Consider the following 21,222-nt stretch of genomic DNA (forward strand, 5'->3'; position numbering starts at 1 on the left):
GGTTAATGCTTTTTTATTGATAGCGTCTGGGTCAATCGCGGTGAGTAGCTCTCTGGCTAACTGTGGTAATGGTTTACCTGCTAGCTTTTCTACTTTATCTAAACCTCGTTTATCGAGCTGTTTAGCTAAGCGCGTTAAACGGCTGGCTAAACTTTGGATGGTGTCATCGTCTCGATGCCCCATCGCCACGCCTTGCAATAAGTCTTTCATTGACAGATTAGGGGCTTTCTCTAAAGGTCGGCTTTCTGTTTTTAGGGATTTCTCTACTCCAACGGCATCGATGAGGACAAAGCGATCCTTATCGGTAGTCGCGCTCTTGCTGACATTATGTAAATCCTCATAGCTCAAACTACGTACGCCACGCCCTTTCATTTGTTCGTAATAGCCTTTGCTGCGTACGTCTCGCATAAAGAGCAAGATTTCTAATGGCTTCACATCGGTTCCCGTTGCAATCATATCAACGGTAACCGTAATCCTTGGGTTAAAATCGTTACGAAAGTCATTAAGAATACCGTCAGGGTCTTTTGCACTGTAAGTGACCTTCTTGCAGAATTCGTTACCTTGGCCATATTCTTCTCGGACAATCTGAATGATGTCATCTGCATGGCTGTCTGTTTTAGCGAATATCAGTGTTTTTGGCACTTCCTTACGATTAGAAAATATCTCTGTTTCAACCGCCCTTTTCATCGCCTTTATTACTTGGCGAATTTGACTTTTGTTGACCACCGAACGGTCGAGATCTTTGCTAGTGTAATTGCTATCTTCTTCGGCCTGTGCCCAACGTTTTTTACGGGTAAGTTTATCTCGGTGATCGAGCCACTCTTTGGCTTTTAGCTCAGCGCCTTTGTTGCCAATTTCTGTTTCAATCTCATAGACATCGTAGCCAACGTTCACACCATCGAGAACCGAATCTTCATAGCTGTATTCGGCAACAATATTTTCATTAAAAAAACCAAAAGTACGCTTGTCTGGTGTGGCGGTTAAACCAATGGTGAAAGCATCAAAGTAATCAAGTACCTGTTTCCATAAGTTGTAAATAGAGCGGTGGCATTCATCGACGATAATAAAGTCAAAGGTTTCGATAGGTACTGCTGGGTTGTACTTAACCAACTTGCCCTGTTGTTGATTTTGTTTGATTTCATGTAGAGAGACATCTTCGGCACTTTCATCGATAGGCTTTCCGCTCAAGATAGAGTACATGCGTTGAATGGTACAAATACACACTTCAGCCGCATCGTCTATTGTGCTGCTGTTTAAGCGCTGAACAATGTGATTCTCATGAAAGAAGGTTTGTTTACCTTGCGGTTTAAATGCATGAAACTCTTGTTGTGCTTGTTTGCCTAAGTTTCGAGTATCTACCAGAAAGAGTATACGTTTCGCACCACCATGATTAAGTAAACGGTAGACCGCATTAATAGCAGTAAAGGTTTTGCCTGCACCTGTTGCCATGTGTATCAGCGAACGAGGTCTATTTTCAGATAACGACTTCTCAAGTCCTGTGATAGCACTTACCTGACAATCACGTAGAGTCGCTTTCTCCAATTCTGGCATACAGTTTTTTAAACTGTAACGTAATGAGTTTTCTTGTTTGGACCACGTCTGTAGGGTCTCTGGTTTGAAAAAGTGGAATACTTCACGGGCTCTTGGGGCTGGATCTCTCAAATCAGTAAAATGAATAACTTGGCTTGTTGCTTCAAATAGAAATGATAAAGGCGCTTCTTCTTTTCGGAACTTGATTTTACTAGTGGCATAGCGAAGCGTTTGCTCTTCCACCTGTGAAAGAATCGTTTCGTCTTTTTTAGCTTCGATAACACCAACCGCTAACCGGTTAACGAATAACAAGTAATCAGCACTATCTGTATAGTGCCCTTTCCCACTGTCAATTGGATACTCGCGAACCGCTACGCCCAAACCTTCACCAAGATTGACCTTGGGCCAAGTCTGTATTTTCCAGCCAGAGGCCTTCAATTGTTCATCAATTGATAAGCGTGCCTGCGTTTCCGGTTTTAGTCCGTCAATATCCATAGTTCAGTTCCAAGCTCTGTTTAATTGATTAACCTTCGAAAAACTCTTCGTCGATTCTTTTCAAATACAATACGTCTTCATCACGGCTACCAATGTTATAGCGAAGCATCAGTTTTGCTAACTCTTTACCATTGATCAGCACAATACGCATACCTAGGTCTTTCGCTGTCTGAGTTGCTGATAAGGTAAACTCTGATGTAGTGATGAAGATGCCTTTCTGCGCTTTCTTCAGATTAAGCGCACCAAAGAAGTCTCGGATTTCACCAGCGCCAACGTTATTGCCATCCGCATAACGCTTAGCCTGAATGTAGACCTGATCAACACCAAGTGGGTCTTGATTAATTACGCCATCCACACCGTTATCGCCACTCTTTCCTAGCGTATGAGCCATACCCTCATCGCTTCCGCCATAGCCCATTGCTAGTAGCAGCTCGATAAGTAGTTGCTCAAAGAAGGCTGGAGATACTTTACGAGTACGCGACAAAATATCTGACGCTAAGGCATCGTTAATCTGCTTGTAAGCTGCTCTTAGCACTTCATCTGGCGTCGCATCATTATCAGACACAGTTGTATCTTCGACTTTGTCTGAATTACCATTCTTTTGCTTGGTGAACGCATTGAAGTCATCAAAACGCTTTAGGTATTGGTTATTAATCTCTTCGCCACTGTTTAGAGCGTCTTTTCCCAAGTCTGTTATCACGAAATGACCACGCCTTGTTGAATCCAAAAGCCCAGCTTTGGCTAAATAAGTTTTGGCCCATCCAACTCGGTTGGTGAATGCAGCTTGTCGCCCGCTAGGAAGAAGCTCGGTTCTTTCTTCTTCTGACAGATTGAACTGCTCAGCTATCAAGTCTACAACGTTGCTAAGCTTAACTTCTTCATTTTTGGCAGCCTCTAACACTGGCTTCATTAACTCTTGATAACTTGGAAGCACTACAAACCCTAACCATTTTGACTTTTAGTTTCGGCAATATACCCGAATATACAATCAGTTACATTGATATACGTTACGTTTATTTAGACTTACCAGCGAGTCCAATTATCAATGCACCTAAAGCGGCTCCCGCAATGAAAGTACCGACATTGCTCCCCTCTTGAGATTTAGCCTTTGTCGTATTACCTCTCGGTTGAGATTGAACGGCTACCTGTTCACTTTTTTGAAGGTTGTTCACCGTATTCACAACAGAGTGGAATAGTTCTTCTGGATCTATACCAAGAGCTTTGGCACATTCGAACATCTGATCAACGGAAAACGTAGATTTTCCGGACTCCAAACGGCTGTAACTCGCTTGTGAAAGCCCCATCATATCACCCAGAACGCTCTGCTCAACGCCTAACTCTTTGCGCTTATTCGCAACGACGACGCCCAAAATAGATGAATATGAAACCATTTTATCTTGCATTTTCACCACCAATAACAAAATAACACTTGATCAATTAAGTGCATAGGTATAAATTAAATGAATTGATATACGTTTTACGCATTTCAATGTTAATTTTGAATACACATACTTTAAATCAGAAAGGGAAAATTATGAAGAATAATCTTAGTATTGGTGATCTACTTTATCGTTCAAAGCTGCTCGTGGAGCATGCTGGAATTTATCTAGGAAAAGGGCGAGTCCTTCACAACTCTCCAGATGGCAATGTAAAGATTTGTGCCTTAGAAGAGTACGCAAACGGGAAACCAGTGAAAGTGATCTTAAGTCACCTAAGTGAAGAAAAGAAAAGTGTTCTGTTTAATCAAGCAGAGCTGTTGATCAAGAAAGCCAAAAAATATGGCGTATTAGATAATAACTGCGAGCACCTGGCTTCTAGCCTGCTACATGGGAAACCTTCAAGCGAGCAGCTACAGGGGGCTGGGCTTGGTGTTGTGGCAGGGTTACTTTTGGCTCACTGCAATCAATCTAAAAACTCATTGTTGTATATGCTAGCAGGTGGACTTATTGGGTGCATCGCTATCAATGCGGCTCGTCAATATGACCGTGTTTTATAACAAAGAGAAGTGGGACACATAGTGCACCACTTCTTTCATAAACGTTTTTCAAGTCACTCGGTTCAAATCCACCAAGAGCACCGGTATTTAAACAACCTGCATTCCACAGCTTTTCAAATAACCGAAAGTTTCACTATCATCACACTTAATCACTAGCCCACTACGACCTCGACTAAGTAGTACTCGATAACTCCCTTCTGTGTAATGGTTATATTGGCGACGATGACGATTGTCCTCGGACAGAACGAGTAGACCATCTCGATATAGCAAGTCGTTCCCCCAATTAAACAGCGCCAAAGACAACTCTAAACCCTGGCAACTAAACTCCGTACACGCAGTCTCAAATCGACAACATGAGTTCTTAGAGCTTGGAGGCTCTACGTACCACGGGCCAATGTTCTTCCCTACCTTAAACTTGTCTTTTTGTACTTCATCGATGAACTTGCCACCACGGCTCGACATCAACCAGCCACTTCTAAAAGCGTCAGGTTTACAATTTCCCTCATGCAAAGTGTTTTGTAACTCAGATGCGTAACTTTCGGCCGAATCTTTGCTTTGTGTGACACACAGTGGATAGTGAGCTTGAATGGTTAAACAAACTTCACGTGCACGCTCTGGGTTATTAGAGAGAACTGCTTCAATCCATTTATCTAAGTCTTCGGTATATGACTGGCGAATCGGTGTCTTTAGATTAAAGACGTCCTTCTTGATTGGACTTATAAGCTTCATCTTATCGGCATGTAATGAAGGCATTACTGGCGTCACTCTTCGATCTTGCGCACTAACGGCAACATCGAGATCCGCTAGCATTTGATCTAACTGCATTTCATTACGATGAATAGCCTGCCCATCACCAACCAGAAGAACCAATACACCAAAAGGTTGTTGAGATAGCCAATTGCAAAATAGCATTAGTTCCGAGGGTGACTTTGAATCTCTAGGGCTTGCCTTCTCCCAAGCTCTCTGCGCCTCATCAAACACGACAAAGGTTTCTTGACGCAATCCAAATGAACTCTTGATGTGCTTTTTGAAAATATGTAGGTCTTCGATCATGATCCGTCCATCGATAGTCCGGCCTAGTACATCATTGCCTTTACGCTTACCATAAAAATCTAACGTGTGTTGAAGTACTTGCACTAACGGGGCATTACCGGATAGAAAGATAGGCTCGCTCTGTTTAACACTGTCATTGCGAGCTACTGAAGCCACAGTGCTAATCCCCAAGAGTGTTTTCCCCGCTCCAGGACGTCCATGAACGACTACAACGTAACGTTTTAGCTTGGCCTTAGATTGCTGATAGAGCGTTAGAAGAGCATCTCTTGCTTCCTCGATGTTTTCACTCGCCGACGTTTTTAATGTGGGAATTTTGGCATCGAAAAATACCTGTGCAGTTCCGTGCAGTATGCTTGGCTGGCGATAAAACTCGCCCTTTGACCAACGAAGGACATCATAACTACTTGTCTGTCTCAGCGATGTGACCAATTGATTCGTCAACAAAGGAGCATCGCCTTTGTCTGCTATCTCACAAACAACGTCTGAATGTTTGAACCCCTTTGCACCAGGCTTTGTTAATATTAAGAATCCATGCCCTACCAAACCTATCGATTCATTGTGGTAACGAAGCATGGTTTGTAAATCTGAATTCGCACGGTGGATCTCATGCTCTGAGGCTTCAGTTTTATGTTTGAACTCAACGACAAACAAGTCTCCCGTAGGTAGAACCAAGTTGACGTCTGCTGCTCTCTTTCCACCCTCACCTATCAGCTCTTGCTCAAAGGCGATCCAGCAAGTCTCAGGGTTAACGTTAGACTCCCTAACGACATGACCGAGCATCGATTTCATTAAGTCATATTCGGTTTCCCATGCAAAACGTTGGGTGGGTTCTAGCTCTTGAGTCCAGTCGAGACTTGTGTGAAATGAAATAAGTTCATTGATAAAAACTGCTTTATCAACTTGAAGAAACTCTTGCCAGGTTCCTTCCCAACCCGCCTTTAAATCCATTTACTTATTCCTTAGAAGGTTGTTTGAAGCTTTTCGACAACAGGAAGATCAGCGGCAGCCCAATCCACCTCTAAAAGCTGCTCTGTAGAGAGCCAGAGATAGTCAATGTGTTCGGTAAGCTCAATGTCACGAGTAGGAATTTCTATAACGAAGCTATGCATGGTGATATCAAAATCAGGGTAACTATGATCGATAGTTAATAAAAACTGAGGTTCGGTAACGGTGATTCTTAACTCTTCCTCTAACTCCCTAGTAATAGCGATTATTAAAGTTTCGCCCGCTTCTACCTTTCCACCAGGAAATTCCCATTTCTGGCTGATATAATCAAGCTGAGACAGCCCTCTTTGGACCGCCAAAAACTGACCGCCGTTCATCAATACGGCAGCGACCACTTCGATATGTTTCTTACTCATTTTCATGCTCTTTTAGTAATTGCTTACAACGAGACTTCAAAGCCTCTACATCGTTTGTGTCATCAACGATGTGCATCTTCTTATGGCAATTAGGGCATAACGCCACGGTATTGTCTGGCGTGTCATCACCATCTTTGGACAACCAGACGATATGATGCGTCTCAAGGTAAGGTTCACCTTTAGCATTGTTAAACGGAGCTGGTTTCAAGCAAAGCTGACATTGACCTTTAGCTAATCGCTTAGCAAGTTCAGCTACCCAAATATTTCTCTCATAGCTTGTCGATTTCTGTTGATAGCGTGTTGCTGTTTTTCGACCTTTTGCCGCTAAATCTTGTAGCTCTTCAACTGTTAGCTTTCTGGCTTTACGAACTCGAACGTTTTCTACATTCTCTCTGTCTTGTTTTCTAACATGACGCTCACCAGAAGCCAATTTTACCGGGAAGACATATACCTTTCTTAGCTCCCCTTTCTCATCTGATTGAGTTTCAGAGTAAGCAGTACTATTGAGTCTAACCTCACCAACGTACGTGTATTCCTGGTCTTTAAATACTTCAAAAAGGTGAACCGATACTCCGTTAGTACCAGATTCCGCGAGAGTTTTGTTTTGTTGGAATGTCAGGCTTTGGTCACCCTTGCTTCCCATTCCCGTATAATGAAGGACATCACCGGACCATCGGTCATCATAGATCGACTTTATGTGATTGGAGACAATAACCAGCGTATTAGTCTTGTGCGCTCGACGCATGCCACCTTGGGGGCTACAGCCGAATGCTTCACATAATTCAATGTTGTTTAGTTTGGAGCCTATTTGAGGCAATGAAAGATTATACATGTTCCAATTTTTATCCTTTCTTATTCATTTCTAAGCCAAACAGCCTCTTGCTCAAGAGCTAAACCATGTTTCTTCATTTGCATCACGAGCTCTCGTAACGGAGGGGAATGCTCCAAAAGTCTCTGACTATTTTGCTCAAACGAATCAAATTCTCGAGCAGTATCATTCCAAAGCTGGTTTTGCCCATAACGCACCAATAACTCTTTCCAATTAGGCATCAACCAAAACTCTGCTCTTTCTTCTAGTTTTGACCTTAAGCGACGATAGTTATTTAACCCTACGCCATCATAGTCCGAAAAAAAATAGACCATCGGTGCCCTATCAGGCGCCGATAACCATTCATTCAGTTTGTTGTGTAACTGCCCTCGGTACCAGATCACGGTGGTAGGTTCATTATTGGGTAACCAATCTAGTCTATCGAAGAGTGCTTGGTTTTCTACCAGCCAAATAGAATGATGAGTGTGAAGATTTCTGTTTCGCTCTCCACCTACTTCAAGCGAAAAGACACCGAATTCTTCTGTCGCGCTTTTTAAGTGCTCAGTTAGCACTTCTGATACCCTCCATAAAGGGTTAGCAACCGTTTTTGCCAGCATGTAAGTTACATCGTGACTTGCACGCCCTTGTTTACTGCTCCGTGTGATGGCTATGTTTACAGCTCTTTGCGGGGCTGATGGAGACACGTTTTGATTTGGTGCCAACTGCTCCAGTGTAACTTTAACGACGTCAATATTTTGAATTTTGTAGGCTATCCCTCGGCCTTTAGGAATAACTTGTACACACTGAGTTTTGCGACAGAACTCTTCAAGCTGCTTCTTCTGAGATGGCGTCATTGCACTTCCGGCGACGGAATCTGGATAAACATCGACTAGTCGCGTTAATGCTTTAACCAATGCCTGGCTCATAGCGATGGCTCCAGTTGCGGCTTCGGCAGTTCTTGGATCTCAATTGGCTCGAAAATCTGCCAGCTATTACGGCTAATGTGGTTCTTGCCATTCGCCTGATGAATCGGTACACAATACCGAGCGGTTGTTAACGGTGCAGGTGAAGCAAAAATTAGAGCAAAACCAAACTGATCAGCAATCTCTATCAAGTTAGCTTGGTTCTTAGTGTCCAGTGCTAATGCTTCATCCAAATAGCATACCGCTTTCATTTGGTGACGTTTATTTTGCATTATATGTAGCATCGCAAGACCGGTAACAAGCTTGGCCATCAACACTGTTCCGTTGGAAGCCGCACTATCAATATCTTCAAATGACTCTTGTTGCTGTCCTTGCTTGGCAACGACAAACTCAAGTCTGAACAAGTCTGCGACCCTCAGCCCTTGGCGAGCATTACCTTCTTCAATCAAAAGACTCTTCGCTCGTTCTAACTCTGCATCATCAAGGATACTAGCTTGATCAAACAGTTCGAAACTCTGACCACTTTCAGTTTGCTCTGCTTGCTGTATCAGTACATTCATTGCATCAACAAGCTGACTTTCTTCAACTGGTTCGATTTTGAAAGTTTTGAGATCCGATAACTGTCTGTGACTGATTAAGCGGTTAAATTCCTTCATCTTACTTTGCAGTGCATAGAGTCCGCTGCGGAGTTCCTTAAGACTTGCCGTGACATTGATCACTGCCGAACGAGCACGTCTTTCCAGCGCTTTCTTCTCATCATCTAAACAGTAACTAAATTGAATAATACCTTTTATCTCATCATCCTGACTTTGCGCTATCTGAAACTTTGTAAGCCCCTTCTGACCTAAGTCATTTTTCATTTGGCGCAATTCTTTAGATAGCTTATCGAGATCTTTACAGTCCTCTATGTACTGTTCAAGCCTAACGGGTAGGTATTCCAAAGACCACTCATCAACAACTATCCATGGTGTATGTGGTTGGTCAGAAAGTGTAGCAAACAGCGCTTGGTCATCAATTCTTTGATTTTTTAGTTTTTCAACACTGTTATCGTCCAACCTAAGCTGACTAAGCTTATCCGTAATCTCACCGATTTGTCTTGCAAGTTCGGTGTGCTTCTCACCTGCGTTCTCAAGGGCAGCGTTGATCGCTAGCAGCTTAATCTCAAGTGTTTGTCTTTGTTCTGTTCTCTGCACTCGGCTTTTTGTTAATTGTTGAAGCTGTTGGTAATCCTTCAGATCCAGCTCACACAGCCTTACTGCGTCTCGTAATTGGTTCTTTTTATTCTCAGCAGCCTCGCTTTCTCTACTTGCTTCAAACAGTTCTTTAAGTTCATTTATTTGTTTATTAACATCCTCAATTTCCTCCACCAGCTCTTGCTCAGTTTTTTGAACGTGTTGAGGAATAAGCTTATCAATGGATAACGTTAAACCAGAAAATGTGAGGCGGTCGACTGATTGACCTTTTAGCACTTCTTGAAGCTGACTGATATCGAATGAATACTGTGAAGGTGACAGTTGCATCACTTGTTGGCTAAATACTTTGTTCAGCTTTTCTAACTCATGTGTGCTGAGTACTTTGGAGAGGTGGAGGTATAAATTGTCACCCAGTGTTTGATGTTGAGAATGCAACCTTTGTAGCTGCTCTTCTTTTTCTTTCAACTGTTTGCCAATCGCGACAGAGGAAGAGCGTTGTGATTGAACACACAATGCAGCTTGAGCTTCATACTTTTGCTCGGCTGATTCTAGATAACTCTCCAGAAACGATTGATCCGGGATCAGGGTAAACCGTTGTTCCAGATCTTTTTGTTGCTGCTCGGTACGCTCTAACTCTCCCAATTTATTGGCTAAGTCTGTACGTTCCCCTGCACGAGCAATATCTTGGTTTCGTAGCTCACGTTGTGTTTGTTCAAGTTTATCTTTTTGCGTTGATAGGCTTTCTGTCATTGTTTGAACATGGCCGTGCCAGTCTTGCAGCAACTCATTCACTTTCGGTTGACATGCAACGACCTTTCCCCGTAGTGACAAGGTTCGAGCAAACTTTTGCTCGAGCTCATGAATCGTATCCAGGTTATTGACGGCTGCTAGGTACTGCTCACGCTCTAGGTTGATGTCTTGAAATGCTTTTTCCCATTCCTGCTTAAAATCAATACTGGCATTGGGCAGGTCTCGACTAAATATCTTCAACAAATAGTCTTTCACATCACTGGAGTTAAGCTTGTCCAGTCTTAGCGTCTTGGTGAGTACCTGCTGGAACGAACGAGCGTCGCTTACGTGTTCCAATTTGAATACCGTAAAGTCGATCTCGCTGTTTTTCTTACTTTTTGTCCCCCCATAAATCGAGTGTCGAAACTCTTTATCATTGTACTTATAGACTCGATGTTTCTTTGTCGCTAAGTGATTGACCAACTTTGGTTGGGTGACGATGTTGCCATCATTCAAGCGAAAATCATCTAAGTTCAATTCACCTTTATAAGCGAAGTACTCATAGTCATGGCCTACCCCTTTACCTACACACCCAAACACGACAGTGCCAGTTTGCGGTAAGATGACTTCGAGCAAGATGTAAGCGCTGTTGTTCGGAAAGTAAAAGCGACGAGCCTTCTCTAATGTGTGAGAGCCGAAATCCATTCTTCTTTGATCGATTATCAACAGAAATTGGAGCGCGTTGATTAGGCTTGTTTTACCTTGGTTATTGGGCGCAATAAGTGACACAGAATCGTCGAGAGGAAGTTCTGCCCGCTGATACCCTGCACTACCAATTAACGCTAATCGTTGAAAGCCGTAACTTAACATGATTCATTTTCCTCATAATCAGCAACATCATTTCCGGACGCTTGCTCAGTAATGGATTTAAAGTAGTCCAGGTAGCGATATACCGAAGGCAACAAACGCCAATGATTATTCTCCTGAGCAGCAAAGCCTTTTCGCACTGCATTGTCGAGTATCTTTGCTAGTGCATCTTGGTCGAGTTCTTCTGCATCCAAAAGCCCTTGATGCTTTTCATAGACTTCATTTAGTAAGGTATTATCAATCGTCCATTGGTAAAATTGACCAAGTGAGCGCCCAATATCAGCTTGGTGATCAAAAATCACCATCAACAGCAGCGCCAACTGGCGCGATTGTTTATTGATATTCGGGTTACCATCTTCATCATGGAACCAAGCAAAGCCACGAACATCAATGCGTAAATCGAAACCTAAGCTAGCAAATAGGTGCTGGTATTGCTCTGCGTGCTGTTCTAGCTCATGCCATAGAGCAGCGTCCATCGAGCGGTTTAGGTGCCGACCAGAATCAAAAAGATTAAATAGCTCTGTCAGATGAGCCAACTCATTTAAATCAATTTTACTATTTTGCATTTTCAACATCCTTTGCATTTGTTGAGCCAACTAACGTCTTAATTTCATGAGGGTGATAGGTTACTACTACTGTGTTCAGCTCGGTGGTATTTGAACTCACTCCTAACCAGCTCTCCCACTGGTGATCTCGTACAAGTTCGTGATAAAGCCTCAATAGCTCCGCATCTGGTAAGTGCCGATAGTTCCCACTTAACCACGTCATTAGGTTCTCTACCGGTAGCGCGTGGACAAGTTGTTCTCTCAAATGTTCTTCATCAACCCAGTTAGCTATTGAACTCTCCGGCACTTCTTCCTCATCAGGGAACGGAATAGAGCTGGGTTCAAAGTTCATAAACTCTGCCATCAACTCACGCACCTGGTTATCCAATTGAATTTTGGTGACACGGTTACCTTTCCACAGAGGTAAACCATTAGAGTTAAGTCCTCGAACTAAGCCCTTTTTACGAACTTGGCTAAGCTGCTTGCTGACAACCGCTGAAAGCTGATTGTGCTGTCTGGATTCTTCTCTCAATGGCAGCAAAGTGTCAGCACATTGTTGAGCAATAACTCGTCCTTGGTATCGGAGATCTTTGACTTGATAGGCTATCTGGCGCATTGCCAACCTTTGCTGATACAAAGAGCCACGTATAGAAAGCATATCAACAGCATGATCCAATGCTTCTTCCGCCTTCTCTAGCAGGGGATAGAAACTACCGCCAAGGCCGCTATCCATCATTTCGTTCATGGGCTCAACGTATTGGTCATACACCTCTAAGACTTCACGGTAACGACGCTCTATTGGCGTATTGGTATCCACGGACTTGGCTAACTCCGCTATTTCGAAGATTGCCTGTTTATCTTGTGTTAACTGCTGAGTTATCTTTCGTAGCAGTTCCGACAGCCTGTTAGCGCCGGTACGAAGCAAATAATTGTCCTCTTCATCAAGTCCTTCTAGCACCTGACCTGTCGCATCTTTAATCGCATCAATTCGGGCTTTAAGCACTGCGGATAGACCTAACTCATGCTCTTGGCTTAAGCCTCTGACAAAGTCCACGACTAGCGTGTTTAGCTGATAATCACTACTACGATTGATTGGCTGTAAAATGTCAGCATTAACAAGACTAGTCAGTACACTATTGCTATCCATCGTCTTGTTTTTGTGCTGATTTATCACCTTCTCAAGCATTCTAAACTCAAACGCTGGAACCTCTCGTGAAAGGCGAGTTAACTGCTCAACCACTTCCCAATGTTGGTGTAGTTGAAAGATGAGACTTTTAGGTGTGACCATTGAAACCTACTTAATGCGTATCCAATAGAAATGACAAAATGAATTACTTGATTGACTATTCATCACCACCACCACAATATATCGCCATCAACTACACGTAAATACTGATTACACATACACGTCGCATAACTAGACAGGAATTTGAGAATGAGCAAATGGCCAATTCGGTGGGATCTACTATTCCGCTACAGAATGATAGAAGTCATCGCGCTGTGGGAGGGACGGTTAACAACCAATCACCTGATCAAGAGCTTTGGTATTGGCAGGCAGCAAGCATCTAAAGACATCAACACCTACCTAACCGATGTAGCGCCAGGCAACCTTGTCTACGATAAGCAGTTGAAAGGATACAAGCCCAGTGATTGCTTTGCTCCATGCCTAACAAGCGGTCATGCTGATGAATATTTGCACATTCTTTCAAGAAGCGAAGATATGACCATCACATTTAAAGAACTTGATATGGGCTTTGAAAATACAACGATGGTCCGTCCGGTGACACGTAACATTGCACCTGAAATTTTACGCCCACTGGTTCAAGCTATCAGAGAGAAGAAACGTGTCGATATATGCTACACATCACTAAAAGATGGGATTGAGGTTGATCGGTTGATTTCCCCGCATACTCTCGTTTGCACATCACTACGTTGGCACGTTCGAGCTTATTGTGAGTATTCCAGAGGCTATAGAGATTTTGTGTTGAGTAGAATTCGGGGCATTCCTGATATCAATGACAAAATGACGATGGGAAAAAGCCAAGACGAGTTATGGAATAACGAGATAACAGTAGAGTTAGCACCAGACTCTCGCTTTACAACTAGTCAAGCTGCCGTCATTTCCAATGATTATGGAATGAATGAAAACATGCTACAGATACCAACAAATGCCGCATTAGTCCGTTATGTATTAGACGCCTATAATATCGATATTAATATGTTGAATTCGAACCCCAAAGGACAACAGATCATCCTAAACAATTTCGAAGAACTAAAGCCTTACCTACTTTTCTGATAAACACCTCTGAAACGATAGCTCGATTAATTTCCGAGCTATCGTTTCAGTGTGTTGCATTATTGACTGCCTAAGTGACTCGCTGTAGCAGTCGCTGAACGTCGGCTTCCGTATACGTTTTAATTCCTCCTTTCAGTTCGATTTGTTGAGCAACTCTCTCGTGATACGGTAGCAAACACACTTTAGTACTAGCTTGATACCCATTATGTGCATTTTTGCCAGAACGATAGTAAAGCTCGCTTGAGTAGCCGTTCGAGTGTCCCATTATCTTTATTAGATTTCTTTTCCCATAGCTAGAATCTATGACAGTAACTAAATGGTATTGGTTTAAACCACCTGAAGCATCGAAAACAATCAACTGCTCACCCACTGCTGGTGGGTACTGAGTGAAGTATTCTTTGAGTGACTCGTTATTCCAACCTAACAGAAAGATTTTCTCTTTAGCTTTGATACGTTGATTGGCTTTTGATAAGGCGGGGATTTTTTTGTACAAATGATTCATCTCTTTTCCTTTTAGTCGCTTTTCTCCTATAGCGAGTTATAAATAGAAAAAACCATAGTGGACTGACAAAAATCACAGCCTAGTTCTAGCCATATCCCCCGCTCTTCCCATCTGTTCAAAATCCCCGACCTTATGCGCACGCCTTACTTCAACAAACTTACTGGATCTCAACGTATCAACTTGTTGCCATAAATGACGGTTAGCTACTGGCTTCTTATCAGATTTTCGCCACCCTTTGGCTTTCCAGTTATCTAACCATTCATTGAACCCTTTCACACAATATTCACTACTCGAATACAGGCAGTCTCCATCCCTGGCATAAGCTATAGCTTCTATCAATGCGATAAGCTCTAACTCAGCACTATCGGCAATCTCACCGACCAATAGATTATTTTCGTCAACTAACTGCCCATCATAGTTATAAACACTGAGACCAACCCCACCCTGTAGGTTTGATGCGTTTCCTTTTGATGTCGCGATACCGATATAGATTGCACAGTTTTCTTCGTTCATGGTCTTGCTCCTTTGTTCGAGTTTTGGCCTACCATTTAGGTAATGCCTTAATTGGTGCAGTGGCGTTAATTCAGTCTTATTGGTTTGGTCTTTGAGCCAAGCGCATTTCCATCCAGTTATTCACCTCACTTTCTACCCAAGCGACAGCCCTATCTCCCAAGCTTACCGATACAGGAAAATCACCCTCGTCCATTTTTCTATATATCGCCGAGCGGCTTAATGCGGTTTTCTCAATCACTTCTTTTAGCTTTAAAAATCTCATGGGACGTTCTCCTATGCCTGTGGTCCTCATGGGATAAGGAGATGGTGTTAAAAAAAATGAGGCTGGTTCGGCTTACTCTGATTCAAACCTTTTTGAGGTATATGTCATTAAAGTGAATGACCTAAAGCCTGATTAAAGGAGAACCAAAATGAGAACACTTTCACCACCACTACTCTCACAGCAAGAGCATGAACATCGCGTTCTAGAAAAGGCTGCAGAGATATTAGAAGATCGTTATGTACGAGGAGATGTATTTACCAATCCACAAGCTACCCGAGACTATTTGCGATTTAAGATAGGCGGCAGTGAAGGCGAAGTGTTCGCCGTCATGTTGCTAGATAACCAACACCGATTAATTGAGTTTGAGGAGTTGTTTCAAGGGACGATTGATGCAGCAAGCGTCTATCCAAGGGAGGTAGTAAAGACTGCTCTGAAGGCCAATGCGGCAGCGGTTATCTTTGCTCATAACCATCCATCAGGCGATCCTGAACCGTCCCAAGCAGACAGGCGTATCACGACGAGATTGAAAGATGCTTTAGCGCTCATTGATGTTCGAGTTCTGGATCATATTGTTGTCGGGGAACAATGCACATCGTTTGCAGAGAGGGGCTGGTTATGATTACAAAACACTATGGTGACATCACCCTCAATAGCAAACTCCACCAGCAGTTAGAGCAAACTATCGCTCGCTACTCGATTCCTAAAGACACGACACGCATTGCACTCAACTGCCGAAATACAAGCTACTACAAAACAAAGGAAGGGGTCGCCCCTGTAGAGATTCAGTTAAAGCGGGAGAATTCACGCTCTGATTGGAATTTGGTTTTCGTGGCCAATTTTACTTATCAAGACAAAGCCACCGACTCGCTCGATGTGTATCTCTATTTCCACCTACTTAATCACTGGTGCTATCAACCAGACGCGGGGGCAGCGAGCCTGAGCCACCCTGTCACAACAAAAGTGTTCCAAGCCTGGATGTGCGCTTTCCATGAGCATTTAACTCAGCATGTCTTCGATGACATACAACTCACTCAAGTCCGCTAAGGCTAACCAATCACCACACTCTTTCATCTAAATTCAAGGAGGCATCAATATGTCTACTCTGCTCTTTCACCCATCAAGTTTACCTGTGTCAGACAAACTTCACGCACTGTTAAACAACCATTTTCAACAACAATTAACCCAGAGTGAGTCAATAGCTCAAAGTACTTACCTGACGTTCAACTTTCGAGATAGTTCATACAGCTCAGAAGCTGGTGGATTTCACCCTGTTGAAATCGCGATGACACAGATCTCCCGTGGTCAATGGAATGTCGAATACATCACTGATTTTGCTTACGTTGGGAATGTGTATCCAGAATTGGCACGATGTCTAGACTTTGACTTTCGAGACCAAGCGTTCTTTACAGAGTTCGGAGGATGGAGCCCAATCAAGGGTAATTATTCCGCAGTAGAGATGTTCGAGCTTTGGCAGGATAACTTCTTAAACTACATCGATATGGAAGCGTTTGACTCTATATCTATCACTTCGTAATGAGAGAACAACCCGTCCGGGTCTATGTCACGATACAAAGGCACCGGACCACTACAGCCATCAAAAAGTCGTGCTTCGGAGAGAGCTAACCCTTTATGTAGCAAGGCCTGAATGACTTTTCATCATTGAATCCCAACCACGACTTATCACGACATTACCGATAAGTGATAACAATCATGCCCAATATCTCCCCATTAAAAGAGCAGCTCACAAAAGCGCTCATCAGAGTCGCTCTCGCGAGTTGTCATTACCTTAATGAACAGTATCAGCACTTTAAAAAGGAGGTAGAGCAAAGTTCAGATCACGAGCTGTTTGAATTCATCCAACGCCTTTCTTCGGCTCACCTAAAACGACTCTTAGCCACTATTGAACTGATGAATAGAGGTTACCTACTAAGTGAAATTCTAGAAGCCGCAAAAGACGAATGATGGCCTTTCCTGAAGCTATTTAAATTCAAATATACAGCCCATTTCACATAATCATTATCCGCAATTTGAGTGAGACGTTATTTGTCTCACCCATCCTTATCCTAATGCCATCAGTGATGGTTCATAGACACCCAACTAAGGATTCACAATGACCACAAGTAATGTACTGCATCATACCAATGATGAAGAGCTCATCGCTTTAATCCAACGAAAAGAGTCGTTCACCATAACTCGGGTAAAAAACTTCTCTCAAGCAGTGAAAAAGATTGAGCGGCTCATAGAGGAGCAAAGGCTATCTTGTCGAATATACACAGCAGGTCGTTCAACCACGATGGCAGCAACTTTGGCTTCAGGCCCTGCTGTCATTTTTGGATTAGCTTCAGCTGCCGCAATATCGGCGCATAACTTAGCAACCAGAAACCCAGATTATGAAATTGCTAAGTACCCTCTAGCTAAGAAACTCGTCATTAACTACAAAAAGTAATCGCATCAGGCTGTGTGGCCACCAGCCGATCCCTAATCAAGTTGAATCTTTAGCTCATCACTTTTTAGTGATGAGGCGATTGATCACGTTTAAATTTTGGTGGTCCCATGTCTTCTAAACCAAACAGACAACGCATCGAACATATAGAGTTAGTATTTGAAATTTACTCTCACATACCGACTCAACGAAAAGTTACAGTTAGTGAAATTCATGAACGATTAGCGAGTACTGGGATTAAGCGTTCGAAACGTACCGTACAACGCTGCTTGAATATTCTGACGGATTACCTAGATATTGAAAAAGACGATAGAACCCTGCCCTATAGCTATCATCGAAGACCCCAACCCGGTGTATTCATGGGCCCTAAAGAATCTGTACTTCTTGAGTTTGCTTTTGAGAGTTTAAAAGCAGCACTTCCTGAAAGTTATCTACCAAGTATGCAAGGCGCATTTGCACCCTTTTTGCTAATGGACCACAACCAAGGTCCACGTATTGATATTCGATACACGTTAATAAATCAGAAAGAAAATTATGACGAAGCTCTTTTTGACAAGCTTTGTCTAGCAATCTATTACCAGCGTGAAATTCGCCTCCATCTGAACAGCAAACAAACTCTCCAATACGTCTGTCCACTTGGGCTTGTGTTAGAGAGTGAAGCCCTTCAATTGATCTACCAATTCGAAAACCATGTTTGCGCTGTCCCTCTCAATCAAATTCAAGACATCTACATCAGTACATTCGGATTTACCTATCCAAAAGGATTTTCACTATCTGAAGTCATTACACCTAAGCGAGAACCAACACTTAAAGACAAATGTTCAAACAACCACACAAGGAATGATCATGAAAAATACTAAGTTACTCAGGACAACTCTCATCAGCTCTATTGCTTTAGCTCTGACAGCTTGCGGAGGGGGCTCCAATGGAAACCCCCCTATTAGCGACAAAACGCGCTCAATATCAAGCATGAGTGTTGTTAATGATGGTTTTCAAACCTTTAAGCCTCGCGCTCACGATTTGACTGGCTATCGTGCATATTCTAGAGCAACTACGTTCAATACACCTTTAGATGACGGGCAAAGTGCTTACGTTTATGAGAACCCAGAAAATGGTGAGGCAAGCTCGATTAGCTTTGAAGGCGATGATGCTGAGAGCGTTGTGACTCCGACTATCGATATGATCGTCGACCTCAATACCACCTATTCCGCAATCAACATGAGCAACGTCAGCGTCACCGTGGATGACGTGGTGTATGAAGGCAATTACACCCTAATACAGGACAAGAATACCGGTAATCTTTATCCACTGGTCGAGGGCGGCGTTCCTATCTATAAAAAGGTGGAAGCTGAACATGAAGCTTGGGTCACCAATACACGCTTTTCCCACAATGGAGATAGCACGCGTATTTACTTTAGACACAGTGATGAACTCAGCCTGCATAAAGCAGAACTTGTTGATGGTACGTTTACCATTTCTAAAGTCTTTGATGATTACTTAAGAAACAACGTCATTCTATCAACAGGTGATATTGTCACCGTTCCTTGGAGTGGTGATAGCTTAACGTGGGTAGAACAAGACGGTACAGAGCACAACTTTAGTTACGATACATCACAGTTGTCTGTCCCATTTCTATACGCAGATAAACTCTATGCAGTTCGAGATTTCGATGATGCACTTATAGAGCTTACATTGAATGGAACTACCTTAGACCAAACCGATGCTCTATGGACCACCAATGGGTACAGACCGTCCTCCATGAGTGTGGTCCGTGGTGATTATAAAATGCATTCAGATTGCTCTGTGTATCAGTTCGATGACACAACCAAAACAATCACACAGATCGAACCACCGAAGGCGCATAGCGGCCACGTAGCCAATGCTGGCCAAACCACACTGTACTGCATGAACTCAAGCGTAGATGATAATAGTGCGCTGCCTAACTTCATGCGTTTTGATATCAGTAAGGCTGAACTTAACCAACCCGCTACAACGACAATCAATGCTTCTAGTGGTACTAAACTTGATGCCAATGAACGAATGGCCGTCGTAAGTGATAATGAACTGATGTTCTATCAATACCCAAGTGGAATCTTTACTGAGTACTACATCAACTTTGACGCTGGTACTACAGTTGAAAAAGAAGTGAGTTCAATAACGGCTATTAGAATGCAAACCGTCACTCAAAACTAATTGTTTATAAGGATTAATGAGGGCGATGGTTTGCCCTCTTTTTTAAGTTCGAGAGCACCCAAAACTTCGTGATCTATTCCCATATTGCTTGGTCTCAACCTTAGCCAAATAGCTGACCCGTTTAAACAGGTTATCCACCTGTTGGTTGAATTTATCTGAGTTTTGCTCTAACCAATAGGTAGGGTTGTCTGGGAAGTGAACTAAGGTATCACCTTCATTGGCATTGATATCCAACGCTCGACACCACGCCTTCTTTATCATGTCTGATAAATTGCCTTTTTGACCAAACATTCCAAGAGAATGGTACACGTCTTTGTTCAATAACAAGACAAGGTGGTAATGGTGACTCAATGACGTGCTTCTTTCTTTACACCAAGCATATCGAACCTTACAACTACGAGCAGTTTGACCTCTCCTTTTTTTTCGACTGAGATCCGCTTGAATCTGAGCATCCAACGAAGCGATAAAATTCTTGATGACTCCGGTGTCATCAAACAATAAAGACTTCGCTAAACGTAAGTCTACTCTAATGGCTGTCGTACGAGGGTATTGTGTAACGGCTTTATCAATCGTGTCATACAACTTATCAAGGTAGCTACTAATTAAACCGCCTTTTAGCTTTAAGACTGGCAATCCATTGAATGTATCATCGTTCGTTGTTTTAAGTTTTTTCATCATTATACCTTTGGGGTGAATGTCTCTGGTATAGGATGATTGGGAGTGGTTATTTAATGAGGTAAGTATCTTTATTGAATTGTGTTTGGTAAGGGTAAGTTAATGAATGGTATATAGGTAATATTACCATACCGCAATAACGAGATATGAACATGCCCAGTCAAACCATTCTATTTTGGTTTTACCTCAAAGCAGATGACATCAGCGTGACAGCTCAATCAATTTTGGGTAATAAAACCTCAATTCAATCAATTGAGGCTACTCTGAAATTAAGTTACGTAGCGGCTACATCCCCACCTCTCTATGATTGCTACTAAGATAATGGGTGAGACTGAACTCTAAGCTCATATTTTACTGTCTTTGGGAAGACTATTTCTTTTTTTAACGAATGGTAATCAGTACTTTCGCCAGACTTTACTTGTGCATCAAGCTCTGACAAATATTGGGCCTTTGTCTTAGTTTCGGGCTTCAAATGTACAAAGAAAAATTTAGAATCAAAATAAAAGCCGCATGACAACCCGAAAGATGGAAAGTAGATACCAAGTTTATCAGAATGATATGACTTCAAGTCATGCAAAATCACATTGATGTTTCTAAGTCCATTTGTAACCAAGCATTTTTCACGTAATACCTTCTGTAATGAAAATGATAAATTTAAGGATAGATATAAAATCACTCGTCCTAAAAACACTCTTTCAGATTCTAACTCCTCTAATTTATCTTCTTTCTCGCTTAGGTACTTCTCGGAAAACATTGTTCCATTATCAATGTTCTTTTGAAAACACACATCATCCCAAATGGCCTTCGATACCGCTTCCAATGGGCGTTGTTGCCTAAA

The 21,222-nt window shown here is 42.6% G+C and carries 24 protein-coding genes; 9 read left to right on the plus strand and 15 right to left on the minus strand.

Annotation, left to right across the window (positions count from 1 at the left end; translation table 11 throughout):
* The 3 genes from BCU12_RS17635 to BCU12_RS17645 all read right to left on the minus strand — a co-directional run.
* A partial coding sequence (locus BCU12_RS17635) for a DEAD/DEAH box helicase family protein (protein ID WP_102405560.1) occupies positions 1-2,025 on the minus strand: 2,025 nt, incomplete at its 3' end.
* Positions 2,026-2,053: 28 nt separating this feature from the next.
* Positions 2,054-2,959, minus strand: a complete 906-nt coding sequence (locus tag BCU12_RS17640; protein WP_198599366.1) for a restriction endonuclease — start codon at positions 2,957-2,959, stop codon at positions 2,054-2,056.
* Between the two features lie 79 nt (positions 2,960-3,038).
* The gene (locus BCU12_RS17645; protein ID WP_102405562.1) at positions 3,039-3,428 is read right to left on the minus strand and encodes a helix-turn-helix transcriptional regulator; all 390 of its coding nucleotides are present in this window, start codon (positions 3,426-3,428) and stop codon (positions 3,039-3,041) included.
* An 86-nt stretch (positions 3,429-3,514) separates the two neighbouring features.
* Here BCU12_RS17645 and BCU12_RS17650 point away from each other — a divergent pair, with 86 nt between their 5' ends.
* Positions 3,515-4,021 carry a lecithin retinol acyltransferase family protein gene (locus tag BCU12_RS17650; RefSeq protein WP_102405563.1) on the plus strand — a complete coding sequence of 169 codons (507 nt, stop codon included), beginning with the start codon at positions 3,515-3,517 and terminating at the stop codon, positions 4,019-4,021.
* A gap of 87 nt (positions 4,022-4,108) precedes the next feature.
* On the opposite strand, the gene BCU12_RS17655 is transcribed toward BCU12_RS17650, so the two are convergent.
* The 7 genes from BCU12_RS17655 to BCU12_RS17685 are packed head-to-tail and all read right to left on the minus strand — an operon-like array spanning position 4,109 to position 12,788.
* Positions 4,109-6,022 carry a DNA/RNA helicase domain-containing protein gene (locus BCU12_RS17655; RefSeq protein ID WP_198599367.1) on the minus strand — a complete coding sequence of 638 codons (1,914 nt, stop codon included), beginning with the start codon at positions 6,020-6,022 and terminating at the stop codon, positions 4,109-4,111.
* A gap of 11 nt (positions 6,023-6,033) precedes the next feature.
* Positions 6,034-6,435 carry a (deoxy)nucleoside triphosphate pyrophosphohydrolase gene (locus BCU12_RS17660; protein ID WP_102405564.1) on the minus strand — a complete coding sequence of 134 codons (402 nt, stop codon included), beginning with the start codon at positions 6,433-6,435 and terminating at the stop codon, positions 6,034-6,036.
* Positions 6,428-7,267, minus strand: coding sequence for an HNH endonuclease (locus BCU12_RS17665; protein ID WP_102405565.1), 840 nt, complete (start codon positions 7,265-7,267; stop codon positions 6,428-6,430). Before BCU12_RS17665 ends, BCU12_RS17660 begins: the two co-directional genes overlap by 8 nt.
* A 20-nt stretch (positions 7,268-7,287) precedes the next feature.
* Entirely contained in the window at positions 7,288-8,169 is an 882-nt protein-coding gene (locus BCU12_RS17670) for a Wadjet anti-phage system protein JetD domain-containing protein (protein ID WP_102405566.1), read from the minus strand.
* Positions 8,166-10,958, minus strand: a complete 2,793-nt coding sequence (locus BCU12_RS17675; protein WP_102405567.1) for a hypothetical protein — start codon at positions 10,956-10,958, stop codon at positions 8,166-8,168. Before BCU12_RS17675 ends, BCU12_RS17670 begins: the two co-directional genes overlap by 4 nt.
* Positions 10,952-11,521 carry a hypothetical protein gene (locus BCU12_RS17680; protein WP_102405568.1) on the minus strand — a complete coding sequence of 190 codons (570 nt, stop codon included), beginning with the start codon at positions 11,519-11,521 and terminating at the stop codon, positions 10,952-10,954. Before BCU12_RS17680 ends, BCU12_RS17675 begins: the two co-directional genes overlap by 7 nt.
* Positions 11,511-12,788: a hypothetical protein gene (locus BCU12_RS17685; protein ID WP_102405569.1), complete on the minus strand. Its 1,278-nt coding sequence runs from the start codon at positions 12,786-12,788 to the stop codon at positions 11,511-11,513. The genes BCU12_RS17680 and BCU12_RS17685 overlap by 11 nt, the downstream gene beginning before the upstream one ends.
* A gap of 147 nt (positions 12,789-12,935) precedes the next feature.
* Between BCU12_RS17685 and BCU12_RS17690 the strand changes: the two genes are divergently transcribed.
* Entirely contained in the window at positions 12,936-13,796 is an 861-nt protein-coding gene (locus BCU12_RS17690; RefSeq protein WP_102405570.1) for a WYL domain-containing protein, read from the plus strand.
* Positions 13,797-13,866: 70 nt separating this feature from the next.
* Here BCU12_RS17690 and BCU12_RS17695 read toward each other — a convergent pair whose 3' ends face one another.
* The 3 genes from BCU12_RS17695 to BCU12_RS17705 form a co-directional block, all read right to left on the minus strand.
* Complete coding sequence (locus BCU12_RS17695) at positions 13,867-14,298, minus strand: hypothetical protein (RefSeq protein WP_102405571.1); 432 nt, start codon at positions 14,296-14,298, stop codon at positions 13,867-13,869.
* 72 nt (positions 14,299-14,370) lie between these two features.
* The gene (locus tag BCU12_RS17700) at positions 14,371-14,811 is read right to left on the minus strand and encodes an RNase H family protein (RefSeq protein ID WP_102405572.1); all 441 of its coding nucleotides are present in this window, start codon (positions 14,809-14,811) and stop codon (positions 14,371-14,373) included.
* 76 nt (positions 14,812-14,887) lie between these two features.
* Complete coding sequence (locus BCU12_RS17705; RefSeq protein WP_198599368.1) at positions 14,888-15,073, minus strand: AlpA family transcriptional regulator; 186 nt, start codon at positions 15,071-15,073, stop codon at positions 14,888-14,890.
* 148 nt (positions 15,074-15,221) lie between these two features.
* Between BCU12_RS17705 and radC the strand changes: the two genes are divergently transcribed.
* The 7 genes from radC (at position 15,222) to BCU12_RS17740 (ending at position 19,709) form a co-directional block, all read left to right on the plus strand.
* Complete coding sequence (radC, locus tag BCU12_RS17710; protein ID WP_102405574.1) at positions 15,222-15,692, plus strand: DNA repair protein RadC; 471 nt, start codon at positions 15,222-15,224, stop codon at positions 15,690-15,692.
* Positions 15,689-16,117, plus strand: coding sequence for a DUF2787 domain-containing protein (locus BCU12_RS17715; protein WP_102405575.1), 429 nt, complete (start codon positions 15,689-15,691; stop codon positions 16,115-16,117). The genes radC and BCU12_RS17715 overlap by 4 nt, the downstream gene beginning before the upstream one ends.
* 49 nt (positions 16,118-16,166) lie before the next feature.
* On the plus strand, positions 16,167-16,607 hold the full coding sequence (locus BCU12_RS17720; RefSeq protein ID WP_102405576.1) for a DUF2787 domain-containing protein: 441 nt from the start codon (positions 16,167-16,169) through the stop codon (positions 16,605-16,607).
* 176 nt (positions 16,608-16,783) lie between these two features.
* Entirely contained in the window at positions 16,784-17,035 is a 252-nt protein-coding gene (locus BCU12_RS17725) for a hypothetical protein (protein ID WP_102405577.1), read from the plus strand.
* A gap of 148 nt (positions 17,036-17,183) precedes the next feature.
* Positions 17,184-17,519, plus strand: coding sequence for a hypothetical protein (locus BCU12_RS17730; RefSeq protein ID WP_099166899.1), 336 nt, complete (start codon positions 17,184-17,186; stop codon positions 17,517-17,519).
* Positions 17,520-17,626: 107 nt separating this feature from the next.
* Positions 17,627-18,376 (plus strand): hypothetical protein, encoded by a 750-nt coding sequence (locus tag BCU12_RS17735; RefSeq protein ID WP_102405578.1) that lies wholly within the window; start codon positions 17,627-17,629, stop codon positions 18,374-18,376.
* Positions 18,363-19,709: a hypothetical protein gene (locus BCU12_RS17740; protein ID WP_102405579.1), complete on the plus strand. Its 1,347-nt coding sequence runs from the start codon at positions 18,363-18,365 to the stop codon at positions 19,707-19,709. The genes BCU12_RS17735 and BCU12_RS17740 overlap by 14 nt, the downstream gene beginning before the upstream one ends.
* Before the next feature lie 42 nt (positions 19,710-19,751).
* On the opposite strand, the gene BCU12_RS17745 is transcribed toward BCU12_RS17740, so the two are convergent.
* Positions 19,752-20,384, minus strand: a complete 633-nt coding sequence (locus BCU12_RS17745) for an inovirus Gp2 family protein (protein WP_198599369.1) — start codon at positions 20,382-20,384, stop codon at positions 19,752-19,754.
* 313 nt (positions 20,385-20,697) lie between these two features.
* A partial coding sequence (locus BCU12_RS23345; RefSeq protein WP_157939887.1) for a hypothetical protein occupies positions 20,698-21,222 on the minus strand: 525 nt, incomplete at its 5' end.

It is taken from the genome of Vibrio sp. 10N.261.55.A7, assembly GCF_002877365.1.
Taxonomy (GTDB): domain Bacteria; phylum Pseudomonadota; class Gammaproteobacteria; order Enterobacterales; family Vibrionaceae; genus Vibrio.